Here is a 16,736-nt window from a genome sequence, read left to right as displayed (position 1 = left end):
AATGAATTGGATTGCAGCCCATGCCGATTGGTTCTATTTAGTAGGCGCCATCTTATTTGTGCTAACCTTACGTGGCCTATCAAGCCCTAAGACCGCTATTCGTGGTAACCGTTTAGGTATGGTGGCCATGGCCATCGCTGTGATCACCACCTTCTTCTTAGCCGATGGCCCGGTACTGTGGTTAATCATCGGTGCCATGGTATTAGGCGCTTTGGTGGGGATGTGGAAAGCCAAAACTGTGGCCATGACTCAGATGCCAGAGACGGTAGCCTTGATGCACTCCTTTGTGGGTTTGGCAGCAGTGGCTATTGCCTTAGCGACGGTATTAAATAGCACTCATGATCACAGCACCATCGCCCGTATCGAGCTATTTATCGGCTGCTTTATTGGTGCCATTACTTTCTCAGCCTCTGTCTTCGCCTTTGGTAAGCTTGCCGCTAAAAAATGGGCAAAAACTTTGACCGGTGGCTGGGTCAAACCAGTTCAGCTTATCTTATTTGTGGCCATGATTGGTTGCGGCGGCCTGTATTTTGTTACGGACTCTATGCCGGCCTTCTACGCCATGACTTTTTTTGCAGTGATCTTTGGTTGGATGTGGATTGCCCCTATTGGTGGCGGTGATATGCCGGTTGTGGTCTCACTATTAAACTCATTCTCAGGTTGGGCAGCAGCCGGTATTGGTTTTACCTTAGGTAACTCAATGCTTATTATTGCCGGCTCACTGGTGGGCTCATCAGGTGCTATTTTATCTTATATCATGTGTAAAGCCATGAACCGCTCACTGCTTAACGTCTTGTTTGGTGGCATGGGCACAGCAGCAGCGGCAACCGGTAGTGATGACGGTGCACCAAAAACTTATAAGTCAGGCTCTGCTGAAGATGCCGGCTTCTTAATGAGTAATGCCAGTGATGTTATCATCGTACCTGGCTACGGCATGGCGCAAGGCCGTGCGCAAAACGCTGTAAAAGAGTTATATGAAGTCTTAAAAGAGCAAGGCGTAAATGTTCGCTTCGCTATTCACCCTGTGGCAGGTCGTATGCCAGGTCATATGAACGTACTGCTTGCTGAAGCCGATGTGCCTTATGACGATATCTTGGAGATGGATGAAATCAACTCAGATTTTCCAAGTACCGATGTGGTATTGGTGATTGGGGCAAACGATGTGGTCAACCCTTCTGCCAAAGATGATCCTAGCTCACCTATTTTTGGTATGCCAATTTTGGAGGCATCCAAAGCACAAACAGTGATGGTTATCAAACGCTCAATGAGCACAGGCTATGCCGGCCTTGATAACCCGCTGTTCTATTTAGACAAAACCATGATGATCTTTGGTGATGCTAAGAAGATGGTAGAGGAGATGGTGCGCACTATTAATGGTGGTGGTCACTAACGCTATCTTGCACAGACAATCTGTCTGGCACAGGGCCCATATAAACAGTGCTTTAAACATAAAAAAGACAGCTTAGGCTGTCTTTTTTTATGGCAAGTACAGTCCCAATTGTGCCAGACATACATTACTGTGGGTAATCAGCGCCTAACTCTTAGAAAGGATTGCTAACAAAACACCTTCAATACTGCCCTTGGAAATGTAACAAGGTATGACCATATATAAGGTATAGTACGCAGCATAGACATAGCGTTAAATATCATCAAAAAAAATAAGGGCACCAACAATGCTTAACACATTAAAAAATATCAATACCAAAAAATTAGCCACTACTTTAGGTCTAGCAACTGCCACTGCGGTAGCATCTACTGTGTCTATGGCGGCAAGCACCTTAACCCCTACTACAGCAGATTACAACTTCACTGCTGAAGGTAAATACAAAGGTACTGCCACTCGCAGCCTCACCAAATCAGGTAACAACTGGAACTATAAAATGAGTGCCAAAGTGGCAGGTGTGGCATCAGCCAATCAAAATAGTAGCTTTATTTTAAGTGGTAACAGCATTATCCCAACCAGCGCCAGTACTACTTATAAGTTATTTGGTGTGGGACGTACCCACAAGGTTGCTTTTAGTGACTCAGGCAAAAAGGTCGTTAGTACTTACCGTGGCAAGTCTTACAATCTGTCTGCGCCCAATAGAGCTTTTGATGACTTAAGCTTAGAGGCTCAAATCAGACAAGATCTCTTAACGGGCAAATTCACTGGCAACTACTATATGGTCAAAAAAGATAAGGTTGAAAAAACCCCGTTTAAAAAGGCGGGCAATACCAAGATAACCGTGCCTGCAGGTACCTTTGATACGGTACGTGTCGATCGTATTCATGATGACAAGAGTCGCTCCACCAGCTTCTGGTTAGCCCCAAGCTTAGATTATCTTCCTGTCAAAGTCGTCCAAAGCGATGACGGTAAAAAAATGGAAATGGAATTAACCAAGGTGCGTTAATAGCGACAACATATTGCTAACAATAGATAATACAACAATCCCCCGTCAGCTCATGGCGGGGGATTGTTGTCTCTGTTTGAAAATCTCTAGCCATTCATAGAGGGCAGCCGCTTTAACAGCTTAAATAAGCCCATATTAATAGCGAGCAGCAATAGCACATCTAGGCCATATACCCAGGCCACACTGATACCACTGTCATAAAACCTTGAAAATAAGGTCACACCGCTTGCACCCAAATATACCAACGTCAGCATACTGCTCATCAATAGTGCGTAAGGCGACTTGCCTTTAAGCATCCAAGGAGTAACAATCAAGGCGGGTACCAGCCATAAAACCTGCCAGGCGATACCGCCGATGATATCAGGATGAGCCGGCAATAATAGCCCAAGCAAAACAGGTAATCCAAGAGACCTATAGGTAAGCCAAACCAACCAAATTATGCGCAGCTTGGCTTGTAGGTTGGCAATCGCCACTACGTTCTCAGATGAGGCTCTATCCAACGTTTTTTTATTCGCCATAATTTATGACCACGTGGCGTTGATCAGGGCTTTGGTCGCTTGAGCCAAACGTTTTCCTTGAGCGATAGCCAAAGTGCGCTCATCTTTGGTGACCGGCTGATCATGGGCACTACCGCTAACATGACTAGCACCATAAGGGGTGCCGCCACGATTGGTGCGTCCCAGTTCCGGATTAGAATAAGGTAGGCCCAATACCATCATGCCATGATGCAGCAGCGGCATCATCATGGTCAATAAAGTCGTCTCTTGCCCACCATGCATGGAGCCGGTACTGGTAAACACGCAAGCGGGTTTGTTCTGCAGATTACCTGCCAGCCATAAGGTCACTGTGCTGTCCCAGAAGTGCTTCATCGCACCTGCCATATTACCAAAATGAGTGGGGCTGCCTAACGCTAAGCCTGAACAGTTCTTTAAGTCAGATAGCGTGCAGTATAAATCGCCTTCATCGGGAATGGCAGGCTTGGCGACCACAGTCTCTGCCGCGACTGTCGGCACAGTGCGTATACGCGCGGTCATACCCGCATCTTCAATCCCTTGAGCAATGGCATAGGCCAACGCTTTGGTGGTGCCATGCTGAGAATAATAAAGCACAAGCACATAAGGGGTATCCGTAGACTGTATGGGGGCTGCTGGGTTTGTCATATCACATTACATCCGATGAATTAATTATTGTATAAAACCAAATCTGCAGGCAAGCATCAGGCGACAGATTGCTTTATCTATACCAAATCTGCACACAACCGCTAAGCGCTCGTCATCTGCTTACCATTATCATATCATTAAGAAACAAACAATCTTCACAATCTGGTTATCAATTTTTGTTAAACTAGCCACAATTTTTACTACACCAGACTGATAATTCGATATTTTTATTAACTTTGCCCTCTTAACTGACTGACACTGACGCTAATATGGAAAAACTGTTAAAAAAACTGCCTTTTTATGACCATACTTGGTTTAACTTCCTGCGCTTTTTGATTGGTAACTTTATAAAAGATGATGGTCAGCAAAAAGCGGCTTCTTTGACCTATACCACTTTATTATCCATTGTACCTATTTTAACGGTTTTGTTGATGATTTTGTCTTCTGTGCCGGCTTTAGAGTCAGTACGTGAGCAGATTTCAAACATTATCTACAGTAATTTGCTGCCTCAATCTGGGCTACAGGTTTCTGAATATATTAATAACTTTGCCGAAAAATCGAGCAATTTAACTGCCATTGGTGCACTTGCTTTATTTGTGACCACCATCATGACCCTCACCACCATTGAGCGGGCATTTAACCAGATTTGGCGGGTGGAGGATCGCTCAGGAGGTATTAAGAGTATTGTACGTTATTGGACCATCATTACCCTAGGTCCTTTGGTATTAGGCACCGCCTTTTTGGTCTCAAGTGCCGTGCAAAGCTTAAGTTTTTTGAACCAGCAAGTTGCTGGTTATGGTATCGACTGGGGATTTTGGGTGCAAGTGGTATCTTTTGCTGTCACCATTGCCGGCTTTATCGGTATGTATTGGTTTATCCCAAAAGCTAAAGTGCCGCTAAAAAATGCAGCGACTGCAGGGGTATTTGTGGCGGTTACCTTTGAGTTATTAAAATACTCATTTGGTATCATCATGAGCAATTTTACCAGCTATGAGGCAATCTACGGTGCCTTTGCTGCCTTGCCTATTTTCTTATTATGGATTTACTTGTCTTGGAACTTGATCCTATTGGGTGTTGAGATTAGCTATACGCTCACTATTTTTGCCACCAGCGAAGTCTATCCGCGTCATCCATTATTAAGCTTACTAGACATGCTCAACTTAGTACACGACCGCTACCAGCAAGGCAAGGATACCTCTGAGGAGGATTTGCGCAGTGTGTTGGGACGTAAGGAGCTGCCAAAATGGTTCACTTATCTCAATTACCTCAAAGATGCTCACTTAATCACTGAGACTGACGAGGGTAATTATGTACTCAAAAAAGATTTAGATAACATAACCTTATGGGACTTTTATCGTACTTTGCCCTATCCGCTGCCCATTAAAGATGAGCTCGATGAGGTCTGTGCCAATGCACGCACTCCGTGGTTAAGCTTACTGGTGCAACGCTTTGTCCAAACTGAGAAGCATGCCAGACAAGAGCTGGATATTCCTTTAGCAAAAATATTTGCGCACAGCCTACCCCGTGAAAAAGTAGAGGTGTCTCACTCCGTATTCTCTGCGCAAGATGCTGATGCTAAACGTACTACAAATCAGTCCACCACAGCCGAAGGTGGCAGACAGAGCGCAGCAGCAGATGGCAAATTTGATGCGCAGCCCTTTGACCCTAATGCCGATGTGCTGCCCGATAGTGACAGTAAAGAGGCAACCAATCCCCCGGATGCGGATATCAAGGCTGCCGCTGCCAAAGGCACGGTTAACTCAGCTCAGCACTCTAAGCATACCGAGACTGCCAAACAAGAGCATAAAAAGACAGGTCTACTGGGTTTGTTCTCACATGATAAGGATGCGCCGATCATCACCGAAGATGATAACCCTAACAAGTAGCTTTTTTTATAGGCTTATAAGATAGGCAAGATTGCTTTAAACCTTGTCATCCGTACCCATAATATGACCCATTACGCCACCAATTAGGCTTAGATTTATGCAACATGCCACCGACTTAAGTTTGTTAGAAATCAGTGCGGTTTTTTTGAGCCTGACGGCTTTATTGGCCTACCTCAATAAACGCTTTATCGGCTTGCCTACCAGTATTGGTGTCATGGCTATCTCTTTAGTATTGTCTATTTTTGCCATTTTTTTGGGTCTATTGGGCTTTGATAAGCTTATTGATTATGAAAAAGGGCTGCTTGCTGAGTTGGATTTTACCGAGGTTTTGCTCGATGGTATGCTGTCTATGCTGCTATTCGCTGGGGCGCTACATATTAATCTAGGAGACTTACGTACTTATAAGCTTCCCATTGCTATTTTGGCTTTATTTGGCACGTTGGTGTCCTCGCTGCTGATTGCAGCGGCAGTCTATTTTACGCTGCCCCTATTTGGCTTTGAATTAAGCTTTATTTGGTGCTTGTTATTTGGTGCGCTTATCTCCCCTACAGATCCCATTGCGGTTATGGGTATCCTAGCCTCAGCTGGCGCTCCAAAGAGCTTAGAGACGGTGATTGCCGGCGAGTCGCTATTTAATGATGGCGTTGGGGTAGTTATTTTTGTGCTGCTACTGGGTATTTTAAACAGTGGCGACATTCCCACTACCGGATACATACTACACTCTTTAGCGGTAGAGGCTGGCGGCGGTATTTTATTTGGCCTCATATTGGGCGCAATCTTGTACTATCTGCTCAAAAGTATCAATAGCTATCAAGAGGAGGTGCTGATCACCTTGGCTGGGGTACTGGGTGGGTATGCGCTGGCCAGTCACTATCACCTTTCGGGCCCACTGGCCATGGTAATGATGGGTCTGATGATCGGTAACAAGGGCCGCGCCTATGCCATGAGTGACCAGACCCGCCATTATGTGGATCTGTTTTGGGAGCTGGTCGATGAGATTCTAAATGCCATTTTATTTGTGCTCATTGGCCTAGAAGTGGTGGTGATTGCCTACTCAGGTAATTTATTCATGGCCGCAGCTTTGGCCATTGTGATTGCCTTATTGGCGCGTTATATCGTGGTGGGTTTGACCACAAAAACCTTTAGAAAGCAGCTGGATTTGCCCACTGGTGCTTGGAAAGTACTGACTTGGGGCGGTCTGCGTGGGGGGATTTCAGTGGCCTTAGTGCTGCAGCTGCCATCAAGCCCTGAACGTGATGTGCTGCTTGCCCTCACCTACGCCATTGTGATTTTCTCAATCTTAGTTCAGGGCTTAACGATTGGCAAGGTGGCCAAAAGCATTGCGCCTAGCAAACAAAAGGTATTAGGGCCAGGTGCTTAATGCTAAGCTTTATATTTGTCCTAATTTATGGCTAGGTTATAAGCGCTTGCCCAAGATAACGATATCTGCATAAAAACCTTGCATGTCACAGACGCTCGGCAGGCGGCCCCAAGACTCAAAGCCAAACTTATTAAACAAAGCGATACTGGGCTGATTATGACCAAATATTAATGCTAGGATATTTTGGATACCCAAGCTTGGTGCTTGCTGTATCATCCAAGTTAACAGCAAGCTGCCTAATCGGCGACGATGAAACTGTTGGCCCACATAAATACTGATTTCACTACTGATGTCATAGGCACTGCGACTTTTGACATCACTAAAGCTGCCCCAAGCCATGATGTCATCTTCCTGGTTTTTTAGCACATAAATGGGACGAGTGGGATGCTGATAGTGCTCATCGAACCAAGGCTGTCTATCGGCCACAGTGACTGAATGAAGATCGGCAGTTGAGGCTTTGGTTGTGATACTTTGATTGTAAATCTCCACAATGGCTGGCAAGTCGGCTGCAGTCGCCAGTTTAATAACAAAAGGTTGGTTTTGGCCATCAAGCTGATAACCATTTTTGTCATTGAGGTTGCTGGCATTAAGGTTGCCGTCAGATGTAAAGTGGGCTTGGCAGTCAGAGGCATGCTTATTGGACATAGAGTAATTCTCACAATAATCACCCAAGACTCATTTTGAGCCTCAGAGACGTTAATTTTACATTATAATGGGCACTTATTACCTCAAAATTAGTAGCCCTATATTACTATTTCACTATTTGCCACCTACTGCTCAGCCCTTAAATGCTGCACCAGTAACTTGCATCTATCATTTTGTTTATCGATAAGGCTTTATGAAAACAATTTTTTTAGACTTGGCCACCATACATGGCACCAAAAGCGACCCCGCCCTAGCCTCAGCTAGTGTTCTAACCATTGGTAATTTTGATGGTGTTCATCTGGGTCATCAAGCCATGCTAAAGCAGTTGCAAGACACTGCCAAACAGCAGCAATTATCGTCAATGGTGATGATTTTTGAACCGCAGCCTAGAGAGTATTTTGCCCAATTAAAAGGCGATCCTGAGTCAGCGCCTGCCCGCCTTACCTCTCAAGATGAGAAGCTAACACTGCTCAAAGACTTTGGTATTGATACCGTGGTGGTGGCTAAGTTTGATGAGGCTTTTCGCTCGTTATCGGCCACTGAGTTTGCTGACATGCTGACCCAGTATTTAAATGTGCAGGCCTTGGTGCTCGGCGACGACTTTAGGTTTGGTCATGACCGCACCGGTGACAGTGCCTTTTTACGCAGTTACGGCTTACCTGTAACTAACTTGCATACCATTACCGATACCCAAGCCATCGCATCTGGTGTCGCAGATGACTTAAGTGACAATCGTATCAGCTCTACTAGAATTCGTGAGCTCTTATTGGCAGGTGACTTGCGCATGGCCAATCATTTGTTAAATAGAGATTACAGCATTACAGGTGAGGTGGTGGGCGGTGATAAAATCGGCCGCACCTTAGACTTTCCGACCGCCAATATTGAGCTCAATCGCGTACGACCTGCGCTGCACGGTGTCTATGGGGTGGATGTGGTGGTTTTAGATGAGCAAGGCGCAGTGATAAAAAACGCGTTTGCCCACTTAGCGCAGCCTGAGCAGTTAGGTATATCTGGCCTACGTCCACACAGCCTATTTGGCACAGCAAATATCGGTATTCGCCCTACAGTTGATAAGCCTCACGAGTGGCGCTTAGAGGTATTCTTCCCTAAGTTCTCAGGTGATTTATATGGCAAAACATTGCAAGTAAGATTTTTACATCACCTACATGATGAACGTAAGTATGATGGCCTAGAGGCTCTCAAAGCGGGTATCCAGCAAGATGTGGCAGACTTAATTAAGTGGCGTAACCAGGCCCAATAAGCTATGTTTGCATAAATTATGCCCATCAACAAGGGGACAGATCAGGCATCTGTCCCCTTGTTTATAACAACGCCATAAAAGCTTTAGCAAGCCCAATTAATATAAAAAATTAATGTGTAATAAGCTTAACCACCGCACTGGCCGCTTTAAAGCAGCTTTCGATACGCCCCTCATCACACCAGTCTCCAGTGACAATCCACTGTTTTTTTGTATCTCCATAGGCGATATAGTCACTGACACACGGCTGCTGCGTAGCGGCATAGCGCCAACGATGACAGTCCACATACGCCGGAGCACTGTCCTCATCCCAGCTTAGTATCTGCCGTGCAGCTTGATACATGAGCGCTTTAACTTGCTCAATATCTTGAGCGACATTGGCCTGTGCCCAATTATTTGAGGCATGAAGGGTTATACTTGGCAGCAGCTGCTCTCGGCCAGGCTTATGGTGCTCAGCAAAGACAGTCTCTATCACAGCGTGTTTATCATTCACTTGCAGTATGTCTGAGTCTTTATCTTGTAGTATTTGTGGTAATACTTGCCCCTGATTCCAGCCGAGCATTAGGCTATAGCATGCCAGCATCTGAGGCAATTGAATGGCCTGCAAATGGGCAAAGTCTGTATCGGCAAATAGCTCAACCGCTTGCGCTTGCGGCGCAGTACAAATAACCCAATCATAGCTGCCTAAGACGGTACCCTGCTCATCGCACAATAGCGTTTTATAGTCACCAGCGAGTGTGTCTGTATGTGCAGAATGTGTAGCGGTTGGTGCAGTCTTTATGATCGATTGACTAGATAAAGGCGCAACTCGAGTCTTGTACTTGATAGCCGTGTGGGTCAGAGCTTTGGCCAACTCACGGCCAAAATGGGTCATCTTTGGAGTGGCAATATAGCGCGGCTGGCTATCTGCCCAAACTTTGGCAGGCTCAATATGACTAACTGGATTGTGCGGTAACCCCTCATCTACTATAGCTACCTGAGCCACCTTAGCCTGCCAAGGCTCAATGGTCTTACGATTAATCCAAGGCTGCAAATACTGCTGAAATGCCTCTGATTTTGCGGTAAAAAACTGTGCCCCAAAGTCGAACTGCCACAGCCTATCTCCCCCGCTCGGCGGCTTTTTGTAACGAGTCGCCAGACGCCCGACCCCGGCAGATTTTTCGAATAGTTCGATGGTCACAGCCCGGCCCTGCCGCAAGAATGCTTGCTCTAACAGCTGCGCACTCATCAGCCCTGTCAACCCAGCACCAATAATGGCAATACGAGTCACTGACTCCTTTTGATCTGGCTGTGCCTGTGCATCACAAACGAGCGGCGAGCGTGCAGTCTCGGTATTAAAGGTATTAGCAGTCATAGATAAGCCATTATAAGAATAAAAAGAGGGTGATAGATAAAAAGATAAGTAAGGTGATAAATAAAAAGATAAGCGGAGCCCTGCGCTGTCTTAGCGCGGTTCATTGTGGCAAATCTACTAAGCTTTGGCCAGTAAAATAAGCTTTAGCCCATATAAAGAGCATCCTATTAAATCCAATAAAAAACCACCGCCTAATGTCTTAAGCGGTGGTATATCAGTAAACTGGTCAATAAACTCGTATATTTTTTTAATAAAAACAGCCGTGCCTTGCCCGTGCGCTATTGGCGCTAAGCATTAGGCTTGAGCGGCCTTAACGGTATTGATTAAGTCATCAACCACGCTGGCATCTGCAAGCGTTGAGGTATCGCCTAGACCATCGAACTCACCGGCGGCAAGCTTACGTAAGATGCGGCGCATTATTTTGCCCGAGCGGGTCTTAGGTAGCGCCTCAACAATATACATGGCATCTAAGTTAGCAATCGGGCCAATTTCTGCACGCACATGGCGGTTAAGCTCATTACGCAATCTTTCGGTATCTTCTTCCCCATTTCTTAAGATGATATAAGCACAGATACCTTGACCTTTTAGCTCATGCGGCATTCCGACAATGGCCGTTTCAGCGGCAGCTGGGTGCGACACCAAGGCGCTTTCAATCTCAGCGGTACCGATACGGTGGCCCGATACATTCAGCACGTCATCGACACGGCCGGTAATCCAGTAATGACCTTCCTCATCACGCATTGCGCCATCACCTGTAAAATAGCTGCCAGGATAAGTGGTATAGTAGGTCTCTAAGAAGCGCTTATGATCGCCATAAATGGTGCGCATTTGACCCGGCCAGCCGTCAGTAATAATTAAGTTACCCGCAGTCGAGCAGCCCTCTAGTTGCACGCCTTCTGAGTCAACAATAGCCGGCTTGATGCCATATAAAGGGTTCATAGCAGCACCTGGCTTCATGTCCACTGAGTTTGGCAGCGGAGCCATCAAGATACCGCCCGTCTCAGTCTGCCACCAAGTATCAACGATAGGACAACGTCCTTCACCAACCACAGCGTGATACCAGTCCCAAGCTTCAGGGTTAATAGGCTCACCCACCGTACCTAATAGGCGTAAGCTTTCACGATTTGACTCACGTACATAAGCATCCCCCTCTTTCATCATGGCCCGAATGGCAGTCGGTGCGGTATATAAGATGCTCACATCATGCTTATCGATGATTTGACCAATACGCGCCCAAGTCGGATACTGCGGTACCCCCTCGAACATCACTGTAGTGGTTCCATTGGCCAGCGGCCCATAAGTGACATAGCTGTGACCGGTCACCCAGCCCACATCAGCCGTACACCAGAACACATCATCTTGCTTGATATCGAACACATCTCGAAAGGTCGATAAGGCATAGGTCAAATAACCACCCGTGGTGTGTACCACGCCCTTGGGCTTACCGGTTGACCCTGAGGTGTACAGTAGGAACAGTGGGTCTTCAGCATTCATGGTTTCAGGTGGGCAGTCTTCATTGGAGTTATCAATGAGCGTATGATACCAAGCATCACGGCGGCCACTCATTGGCACTGAGTTGCCGGTACGGTGTACCACAACCACTCGCTCCACACATTCTGTGCCGTCAACATCGAGCGCTTTGTCTACATTGGTTTTTAGCGGCGTGTATTTGCCACCACGCACCCCTTCATCTGCTGTGATGACCAATTTGGCTTGGCTATCGATAATACGACTGGCCAAACTTTCAGCTGAGAAGCCACCAAATACGACAGTATGAATTGCCCCAATACGGGCACACGCCAGCATAGACACCACAGCTTCTGGCACCATTGGCAGATACAATACCACTCTGTCGCCTTTGCCCACGCCCATTTTGCGCATGGCATTGCCCAGACGGCATACTTCTGAATGCAGCTCTTTAAAGGAGATGATTTTGTGTAGTGCGGGGTGGTCGCCTTCCCAGATGATGGCCGGCTTGTAAGGGTTATCTGCCAGATGACGATCGAGACAGTTCACCGAAACGTTCAGCTCACCATCTTCATACCACTTAATTCTAAAATTATCTAAGTCGTAATTGACGTCTTTGATTTTGGTGGGTTTTTTGATCCAATCAATTAGCTCTGCTCGTTTCGCCCAAAAAGCTTCATTGCTTTCAGGAGACTCAATTGACTCTTGGTAGATTTGTGCGTATTTTTCAGGAGTAATGTTGGCTTGAGCTGAGAATTCGGGGCTAATTGGAAACTGTTTCATATAATAAAGTCCTTTTTATTTTATTGTGACTCTTGTCCTAGAGATCACCGGGTGTTAAACCGTTAATAGCAGGCTTAATCTGCTGCGTTATCGTGATAAAATAGGATAAAACCAGTAGCAAACCTGGTAGGCTTATAATAAGGCAGGCAAATTAAGAGGTTATCTTTTATTTTATGCCCTACAGTCGCTGCCTCGACCTTGATTGCCGGTTTACTCAGTCCTATCCTTGTGACTGTTACCCTAATAGTTTTACTAGATTTTGCTACAGTTGTAAACTGTTATTTTATCTAACCCCCTAAAATCTTTATAATTTTTATAAATTTATCACCTTTTTAGAGCCGTCTATTGACCTATTTCAACCACCATATACCCTATAAAAATTATCAGCGACCGCGTGATAACTGAGACTTACCTTAAATTTATACGCAAACTAATTATCAGCTTGGCCTGACCTATTGCCAACCACCGGCCGCCTAGCCCTTCTTAATTCACTCTTATTTAAAAAGCCATATTCATGACCCAAAACCAAGCATACTCTCATAAACACCTTAATAGCGCCTGTTTAGACACCACCTGTGCATCTGCACACCAAGGCTTAAACAAATCGGTCGATGTACTGATCATAGGCGCCGGCGCCTCTGGTCTATACTGCGCGTTTACCGCAGCTCAGCGCGGCCGATCGGTATTGGTCATTGATCACGCCAATAAAGCGGGAAAGAAAATCCTTATGTCAGGTGGCGGGCGCTGTAACTTTACTAACTATGTGGTCGAGCCTGAAAACTTTATCGGCAGCAACGCACACTTTTGTAAATCGGCGCTCACCCGCTACAACCCTTGGGAGTTTATTGGTCTGGTAGAAAAGCATGGTGTCCCCTATCATGAGCGTGATTACGGACAGCTGTTCTGTGATGACTCGTCAAAAGACATCCTAAATCTATTACTTGATGAATGCTCAGAAGCTGGCGCTAAAGTCCAATTAAAAACTGATATTATTTCTATTAAGTCTTTGCCACAAGATAACGATAAACAAGGCTTCATTGTTGAGACCTCAAAACAGACCATTCATTGTCACTCACTGGTTATCGCCACCGGTGGCTTATCGATTCCGACTATGGGTGCGACCGGCTTTGGCTATGAGGTGGCTGAGCAGTTCGGACACCAAATCATCAAGACCTCAGCCGGCTTAGTTCCCTTCACCTTTACCGATAAGGTCGGTGAGGTCATCGCTTCATTGGCGGGCATTAGCCTTGACGTGATCGCCTTTAATGAGCGCATTTCATTCCCAAGACCCATGCTGTTTACACACCGAGGATTATCAGGCCCGGCCATGCTACAGCTTTCCAACTACTGGCAGGTGGGCGAAGCGATTCATATTAACTTGGTGCCTAACGTGGATATCTCTGAGTTATTAAAGCAAGCCAAAGCTCAGCATCCAAAACAATTAATTCGCAGCGTATTGACTGAATACTTTCCAAAAAAACTATTGCTGGCGCTACAGGACTTACATTGGTCAGATTTTAAAGACAAAGAGCTTGCCAATATTAAAGACGAGGCGTTAGATACTATCGGCGACAAAATTAATAATTGGACCATTAAGCCCTCAGGCACGGAAGGCTATCGCACCGCTGAGGTTACCCGAGGCGGTGTAAATACTGATGAGGTGTCCTCAAAGACCTTTGAGAGTAAAAAGCAGCCAAACTTATACTTTATCGGTGAAGTGCTCGATGTGACAGGTTGGCTTGGCGGCTATAATTTTCAGTGGGCATGGGCCAGTGGTAAGGCTTGTGGTGAGGTGGTCTAGGGGACTAAAGCTATTTGTAAAGAGCCTAATACATATCGTCATAGGCTCTGTTTATAGTGGCTACCTTAACAAATCAACGTAGAGAGTATTAAATGGCCGGATCGGTAAATAGTCCTGCCCGCTCAAAGTCTGCTGCCAAAGCAAAAAGCCTCGCCTCATCATTCATACGCCCAATAAATTGCATGCCAATCGGTAAGCCCTTATTGCTCATACCTAGCGGGACTGACATGGCCGGTAGACCTGTAATATTGCCCAAAGTCGTAAAGGCCATTTTGCTTAATACCGGTGCGCTTAGCTTCTCGACCAAGCTTGAGTTATAAATCCATTTACCCAGATTAACGCCTCGATCAATCAAGCCGCTAACATTAAGCAGTAGCTCATCAATACGACTGGGCGGCAGCACCCCATGCTTAACTGCAGGCGTCGGCACCGTCGGGCATAAAATCATATCGTACTGCTCAAGAATCAGTCCGGTCTGGTACTGTACGTCATGCCAGCCTTGCTTGGCTTTAAGTAGGTCAATCACACTTAGCGAGCGTCCTATCATGACCATATTTCGAGTCTGTGGCTCCAGATTAGCAACTTGCTGCGGCCCATAGCGCAGCGACAAATCTTCCACAAAATGCGCCGTATGAGCACACACCACTGTAAAAAAATCTCGCCACATGCGGTCAATATCAATGTTTGGGGCGGCATAGTCTATTGTGTGCCCCATATCTTCAAGCTGCCGTGCTGTTTTTTCTAGTACCGCCAGCACCTCTTTGTCTACTGTGGCACCTGGAAACAAAGGCGCTTGCATCAGCGCAATCTTTAACGGTTTAGACGGTGTCTGTGTGGCCTGTAAAAACTGGCCGTTATCAGAGGCCTGTGTCACAAACGCTGAGCCAACCTCTCTACCAGCCGTGGCATCAAGCATGGCGGCACTGTCGCGCACACTGCGGGTAATCACATGGTCGGCCACAGCTCCCTCCCAGCCTTCAGCATAGAGAGGACCACTGGGATTGCGGCCACGACTGGGCTTTAAGCCAAACACGCCGCACCAAGCGGATGGGAAGCGAATAGAGCCACCCCCATCACCGCCACCTGCCATAGGTACGATACCGGCACTCACTGCTGCAGCACTGCCACCTGATGAGCCGCCGCTGCTATAGCCTTTTTTAAATGGATTATGGGTGGCGCCATAAGACTTAGGCTCTGTGGTAATAATTAAGCCAAACTCTGGGGTATTGGTTTTACCAAAGGTATTGACGCCAGTGGCTCGCATGCGTTTTACCAGCTCGTTGTCTTGCTCTGGCACAATATGAACGCTGCGGCTGCCCATTTTAATCGGCTCATCGGCAAATAAGTAATTTAAATCTTTTAATAAATAAGGCACCCCAGTGAATATGCCTTGAGGCAAACCTCGCTGCACTTCGTTAAATGCCCGCTCATCAAATCGATGAATGATGGCGTTAAGCTTAGGATTTAGCCTATTGGCCTGATATATAGCCGCATCTAGAGCCTGTTTGGCACTGATTTCACCGGATCTAATAAGCGCTGCCAATCCTATGGCATCATATTGCGGGTATTCTTTAAACATAGCGTCCTCTGCTCGTGTTTGGGGGGTGAATTGGCTCTTTTGAGAGCTTAGGTCATTTTGACAAAATAGTTAGGTAAATCTTTATCCTAGCTTATCTTAAAGCCAATAAAAAAGCCAAACTCGAAAGTTTGGCTTTTTGTTGTCGTTCTAAGGCTTTAGGCAGTGAAGATTACCTTAAACCGGTACTTCCATCAGTAACACGCGAGAGTCCGCTAAGGCTTCTACATCAAAGCCTGTTACCTCTGTGATACCCATACCATCACGTCTGTCTAGGATTTCATCACCAATCTTGACTTGACCTTCAATAACCAATGCATAGACGCCATTATTTTTATTTTTTAGGTCGTAATGAGCGGTTACGCCCTTATCTAGATTACCCATGTGGAACCAGGCATCTTGGTGAATCCATACGCCAGCATCGTCTGGGTTGGGCGATAAAATCTGACCAAACTCATTAGGCTGTAACATATCAGCGATTTTTAACTGCTGATAGCGAGGCTGAACACCTTGCTTGTTAGGCACAACCCAAATTTGGAAGAATTTTACTGGTTCATTGGCGGTGCCATTCATCTCACTGTGCACAATACCGGTACCAGCAGACATAACTTGGATCTCACCACTTTCGATGATGCCGTTTGTACCGATAGAGTCTTTATGCGCAAGTCTACCTGAGGTTGGAATAGAAATAATTTCCATATCACGGTGAGGATGCGTACCAAAACCATTACCCCCTTCTACGTGATCATCATTAATCACACGTAGAGCACCAAAGCCCATACGAGCAGGGTTGTAATAGTTGGCGAAGCTAAAGGTATGTTTACTTTTTAGCCAACCATGGTCAGCGTCACCACGAGTATTTGATCTGTGTAAGATAGTTTTCATAGGGTGTCCTTATTATTAGTATCAATTAAACGAGGTCATTATATCATACATTTTAGCTTAACCAATATGCCTGACTGTTAACTTTAGTTTAATTGTGTAAAGAGTTCATTTAGGGCTAAAGTGACTGTTTAATAAGGGTTAATATAGTGC

At 46.0% G+C, this 16,736-nt stretch carries 13 protein-coding genes; 6 read left to right on the top strand and 7 right to left on the bottom strand.

Features of this window, described 5'->3' with window-relative positions; genetic code table 11:
- The first annotated feature begins 1 nt into the window (after position 1).
- A complete protein-coding gene (locus tag DLE54_RS03290) occupies positions 2-1,390 on the top strand; it encodes an NAD(P)(+) transhydrogenase (Re/Si-specific) subunit beta (RefSeq protein WP_110817291.1) in 1,389 nt (462 codons plus the stop codon).
- A 283-nt stretch (positions 1,391-1,673) separates the two neighbouring features.
- Positions 1,674-2,390 (top strand): DUF3108 domain-containing protein, encoded by a 717-nt coding sequence (locus tag DLE54_RS03285; RefSeq protein WP_110816235.1) that lies wholly within the window; start codon positions 1,674-1,676, stop codon positions 2,388-2,390.
- 86 nt (positions 2,391-2,476) lie between these two features.
- Here DLE54_RS03285 and DLE54_RS03280 read toward each other — a convergent pair whose 3' ends face one another.
- Positions 2,477-2,908, bottom strand: coding sequence for a hypothetical protein (locus tag DLE54_RS03280; protein ID WP_110816233.1), 432 nt, complete (start codon positions 2,906-2,908; stop codon positions 2,477-2,479).
- Between the two features lie 3 nt (positions 2,909-2,911).
- On the bottom strand, positions 2,912-3,550 hold the full coding sequence (gene wrbA / locus DLE54_RS03275) for an NAD(P)H:quinone oxidoreductase (protein WP_110816232.1): 639 nt from the start codon (positions 3,548-3,550) through the stop codon (positions 2,912-2,914).
- Positions 3,551-3,819: 269 nt separating this feature from the next.
- Between wrbA and DLE54_RS03270 the strand changes: the two genes are divergently transcribed.
- Positions 3,820-5,436, top strand: a complete 1,617-nt coding sequence (locus tag DLE54_RS03270; protein ID WP_110816231.1) for a YihY/virulence factor BrkB family protein — start codon at positions 3,820-3,822, stop codon at positions 5,434-5,436.
- A 97-nt stretch (positions 5,437-5,533) separates the two neighbouring features.
- Entirely contained in the window at positions 5,534-6,817 is a 1,284-nt protein-coding gene (locus tag DLE54_RS03265) for a cation:proton antiporter (RefSeq protein ID WP_011959909.1), read from the top strand.
- A gap of 36 nt (positions 6,818-6,853) precedes the next feature.
- On the opposite strand, the gene DLE54_RS03260 is transcribed toward DLE54_RS03265, so the two are convergent.
- Positions 6,854-7,462: a GNAT family N-acetyltransferase gene (locus tag DLE54_RS03260; RefSeq protein WP_197708905.1), complete on the bottom strand. Its 609-nt coding sequence runs from the start codon at positions 7,460-7,462 to the stop codon at positions 6,854-6,856.
- Positions 7,463-7,655: 193 nt separating this feature from the next.
- On the opposite strand from DLE54_RS03260, the gene ribF reads away from it, so the two are divergent.
- Positions 7,656-8,723: a riboflavin biosynthesis protein RibF gene (gene ribF / locus DLE54_RS03255; protein WP_110816229.1), complete on the top strand. Its 1,068-nt coding sequence runs from the start codon at positions 7,656-7,658 to the stop codon at positions 8,721-8,723.
- A 109-nt stretch (positions 8,724-8,832) separates the two neighbouring features.
- Here ribF and DLE54_RS03250 read toward each other — a convergent pair whose 3' ends face one another.
- Both DLE54_RS03250 and acs read right to left on the bottom strand, forming a co-directional pair.
- On the bottom strand, positions 8,833-10,074 hold the full coding sequence (locus DLE54_RS03250; RefSeq protein ID WP_110816227.1) for an NAD(P)/FAD-dependent oxidoreductase: 1,242 nt from the start codon (positions 10,072-10,074) through the stop codon (positions 8,833-8,835).
- 294 nt (positions 10,075-10,368) lie between these two features.
- Positions 10,369-12,324 (bottom strand): acetate--CoA ligase, encoded by a 1,956-nt coding sequence (acs, locus tag DLE54_RS03245; RefSeq protein WP_011959904.1) that lies wholly within the window; start codon positions 12,322-12,324, stop codon positions 10,369-10,371.
- A 514-nt stretch (positions 12,325-12,838) separates the two neighbouring features.
- On the opposite strand from acs, the gene DLE54_RS03240 reads away from it, so the two are divergent.
- On the top strand, positions 12,839-14,125 hold the full coding sequence (locus DLE54_RS03240) for an NAD(P)/FAD-dependent oxidoreductase (protein WP_197708904.1): 1,287 nt from the start codon (positions 12,839-12,841) through the stop codon (positions 14,123-14,125).
- A gap of 88 nt (positions 14,126-14,213) precedes the next feature.
- Here DLE54_RS03240 and DLE54_RS03235 read toward each other — a convergent pair whose 3' ends face one another.
- Together DLE54_RS03235 and DLE54_RS03230 are read right to left on the bottom strand one after the other, a co-directional pair.
- The gene (locus DLE54_RS03235) at positions 14,214-15,704 is read right to left on the bottom strand and encodes an amidase (RefSeq protein ID WP_110816226.1); all 1,491 of its coding nucleotides are present in this window, start codon (positions 15,702-15,704) and stop codon (positions 14,214-14,216) included.
- A gap of 174 nt (positions 15,705-15,878) precedes the next feature.
- Positions 15,879-16,586, bottom strand: a complete 708-nt coding sequence (locus tag DLE54_RS03230; RefSeq protein WP_110816225.1) for a pirin family protein — start codon at positions 16,584-16,586, stop codon at positions 15,879-15,881.
- Positions 16,587-16,736: the final 150 nt, after the last annotated feature.

The sequence above is a fragment of the Psychrobacter sp. YP14 genome, assembly GCF_003209315.1.
Lineage (GTDB): Bacteria > Pseudomonadota > Gammaproteobacteria > Pseudomonadales > Moraxellaceae > Psychrobacter > Psychrobacter raelei.
The sequence above is the reverse complement of the archived record's forward strand: the minus strand, read 5'-3'. Positions and strand labels throughout refer to the sequence as shown.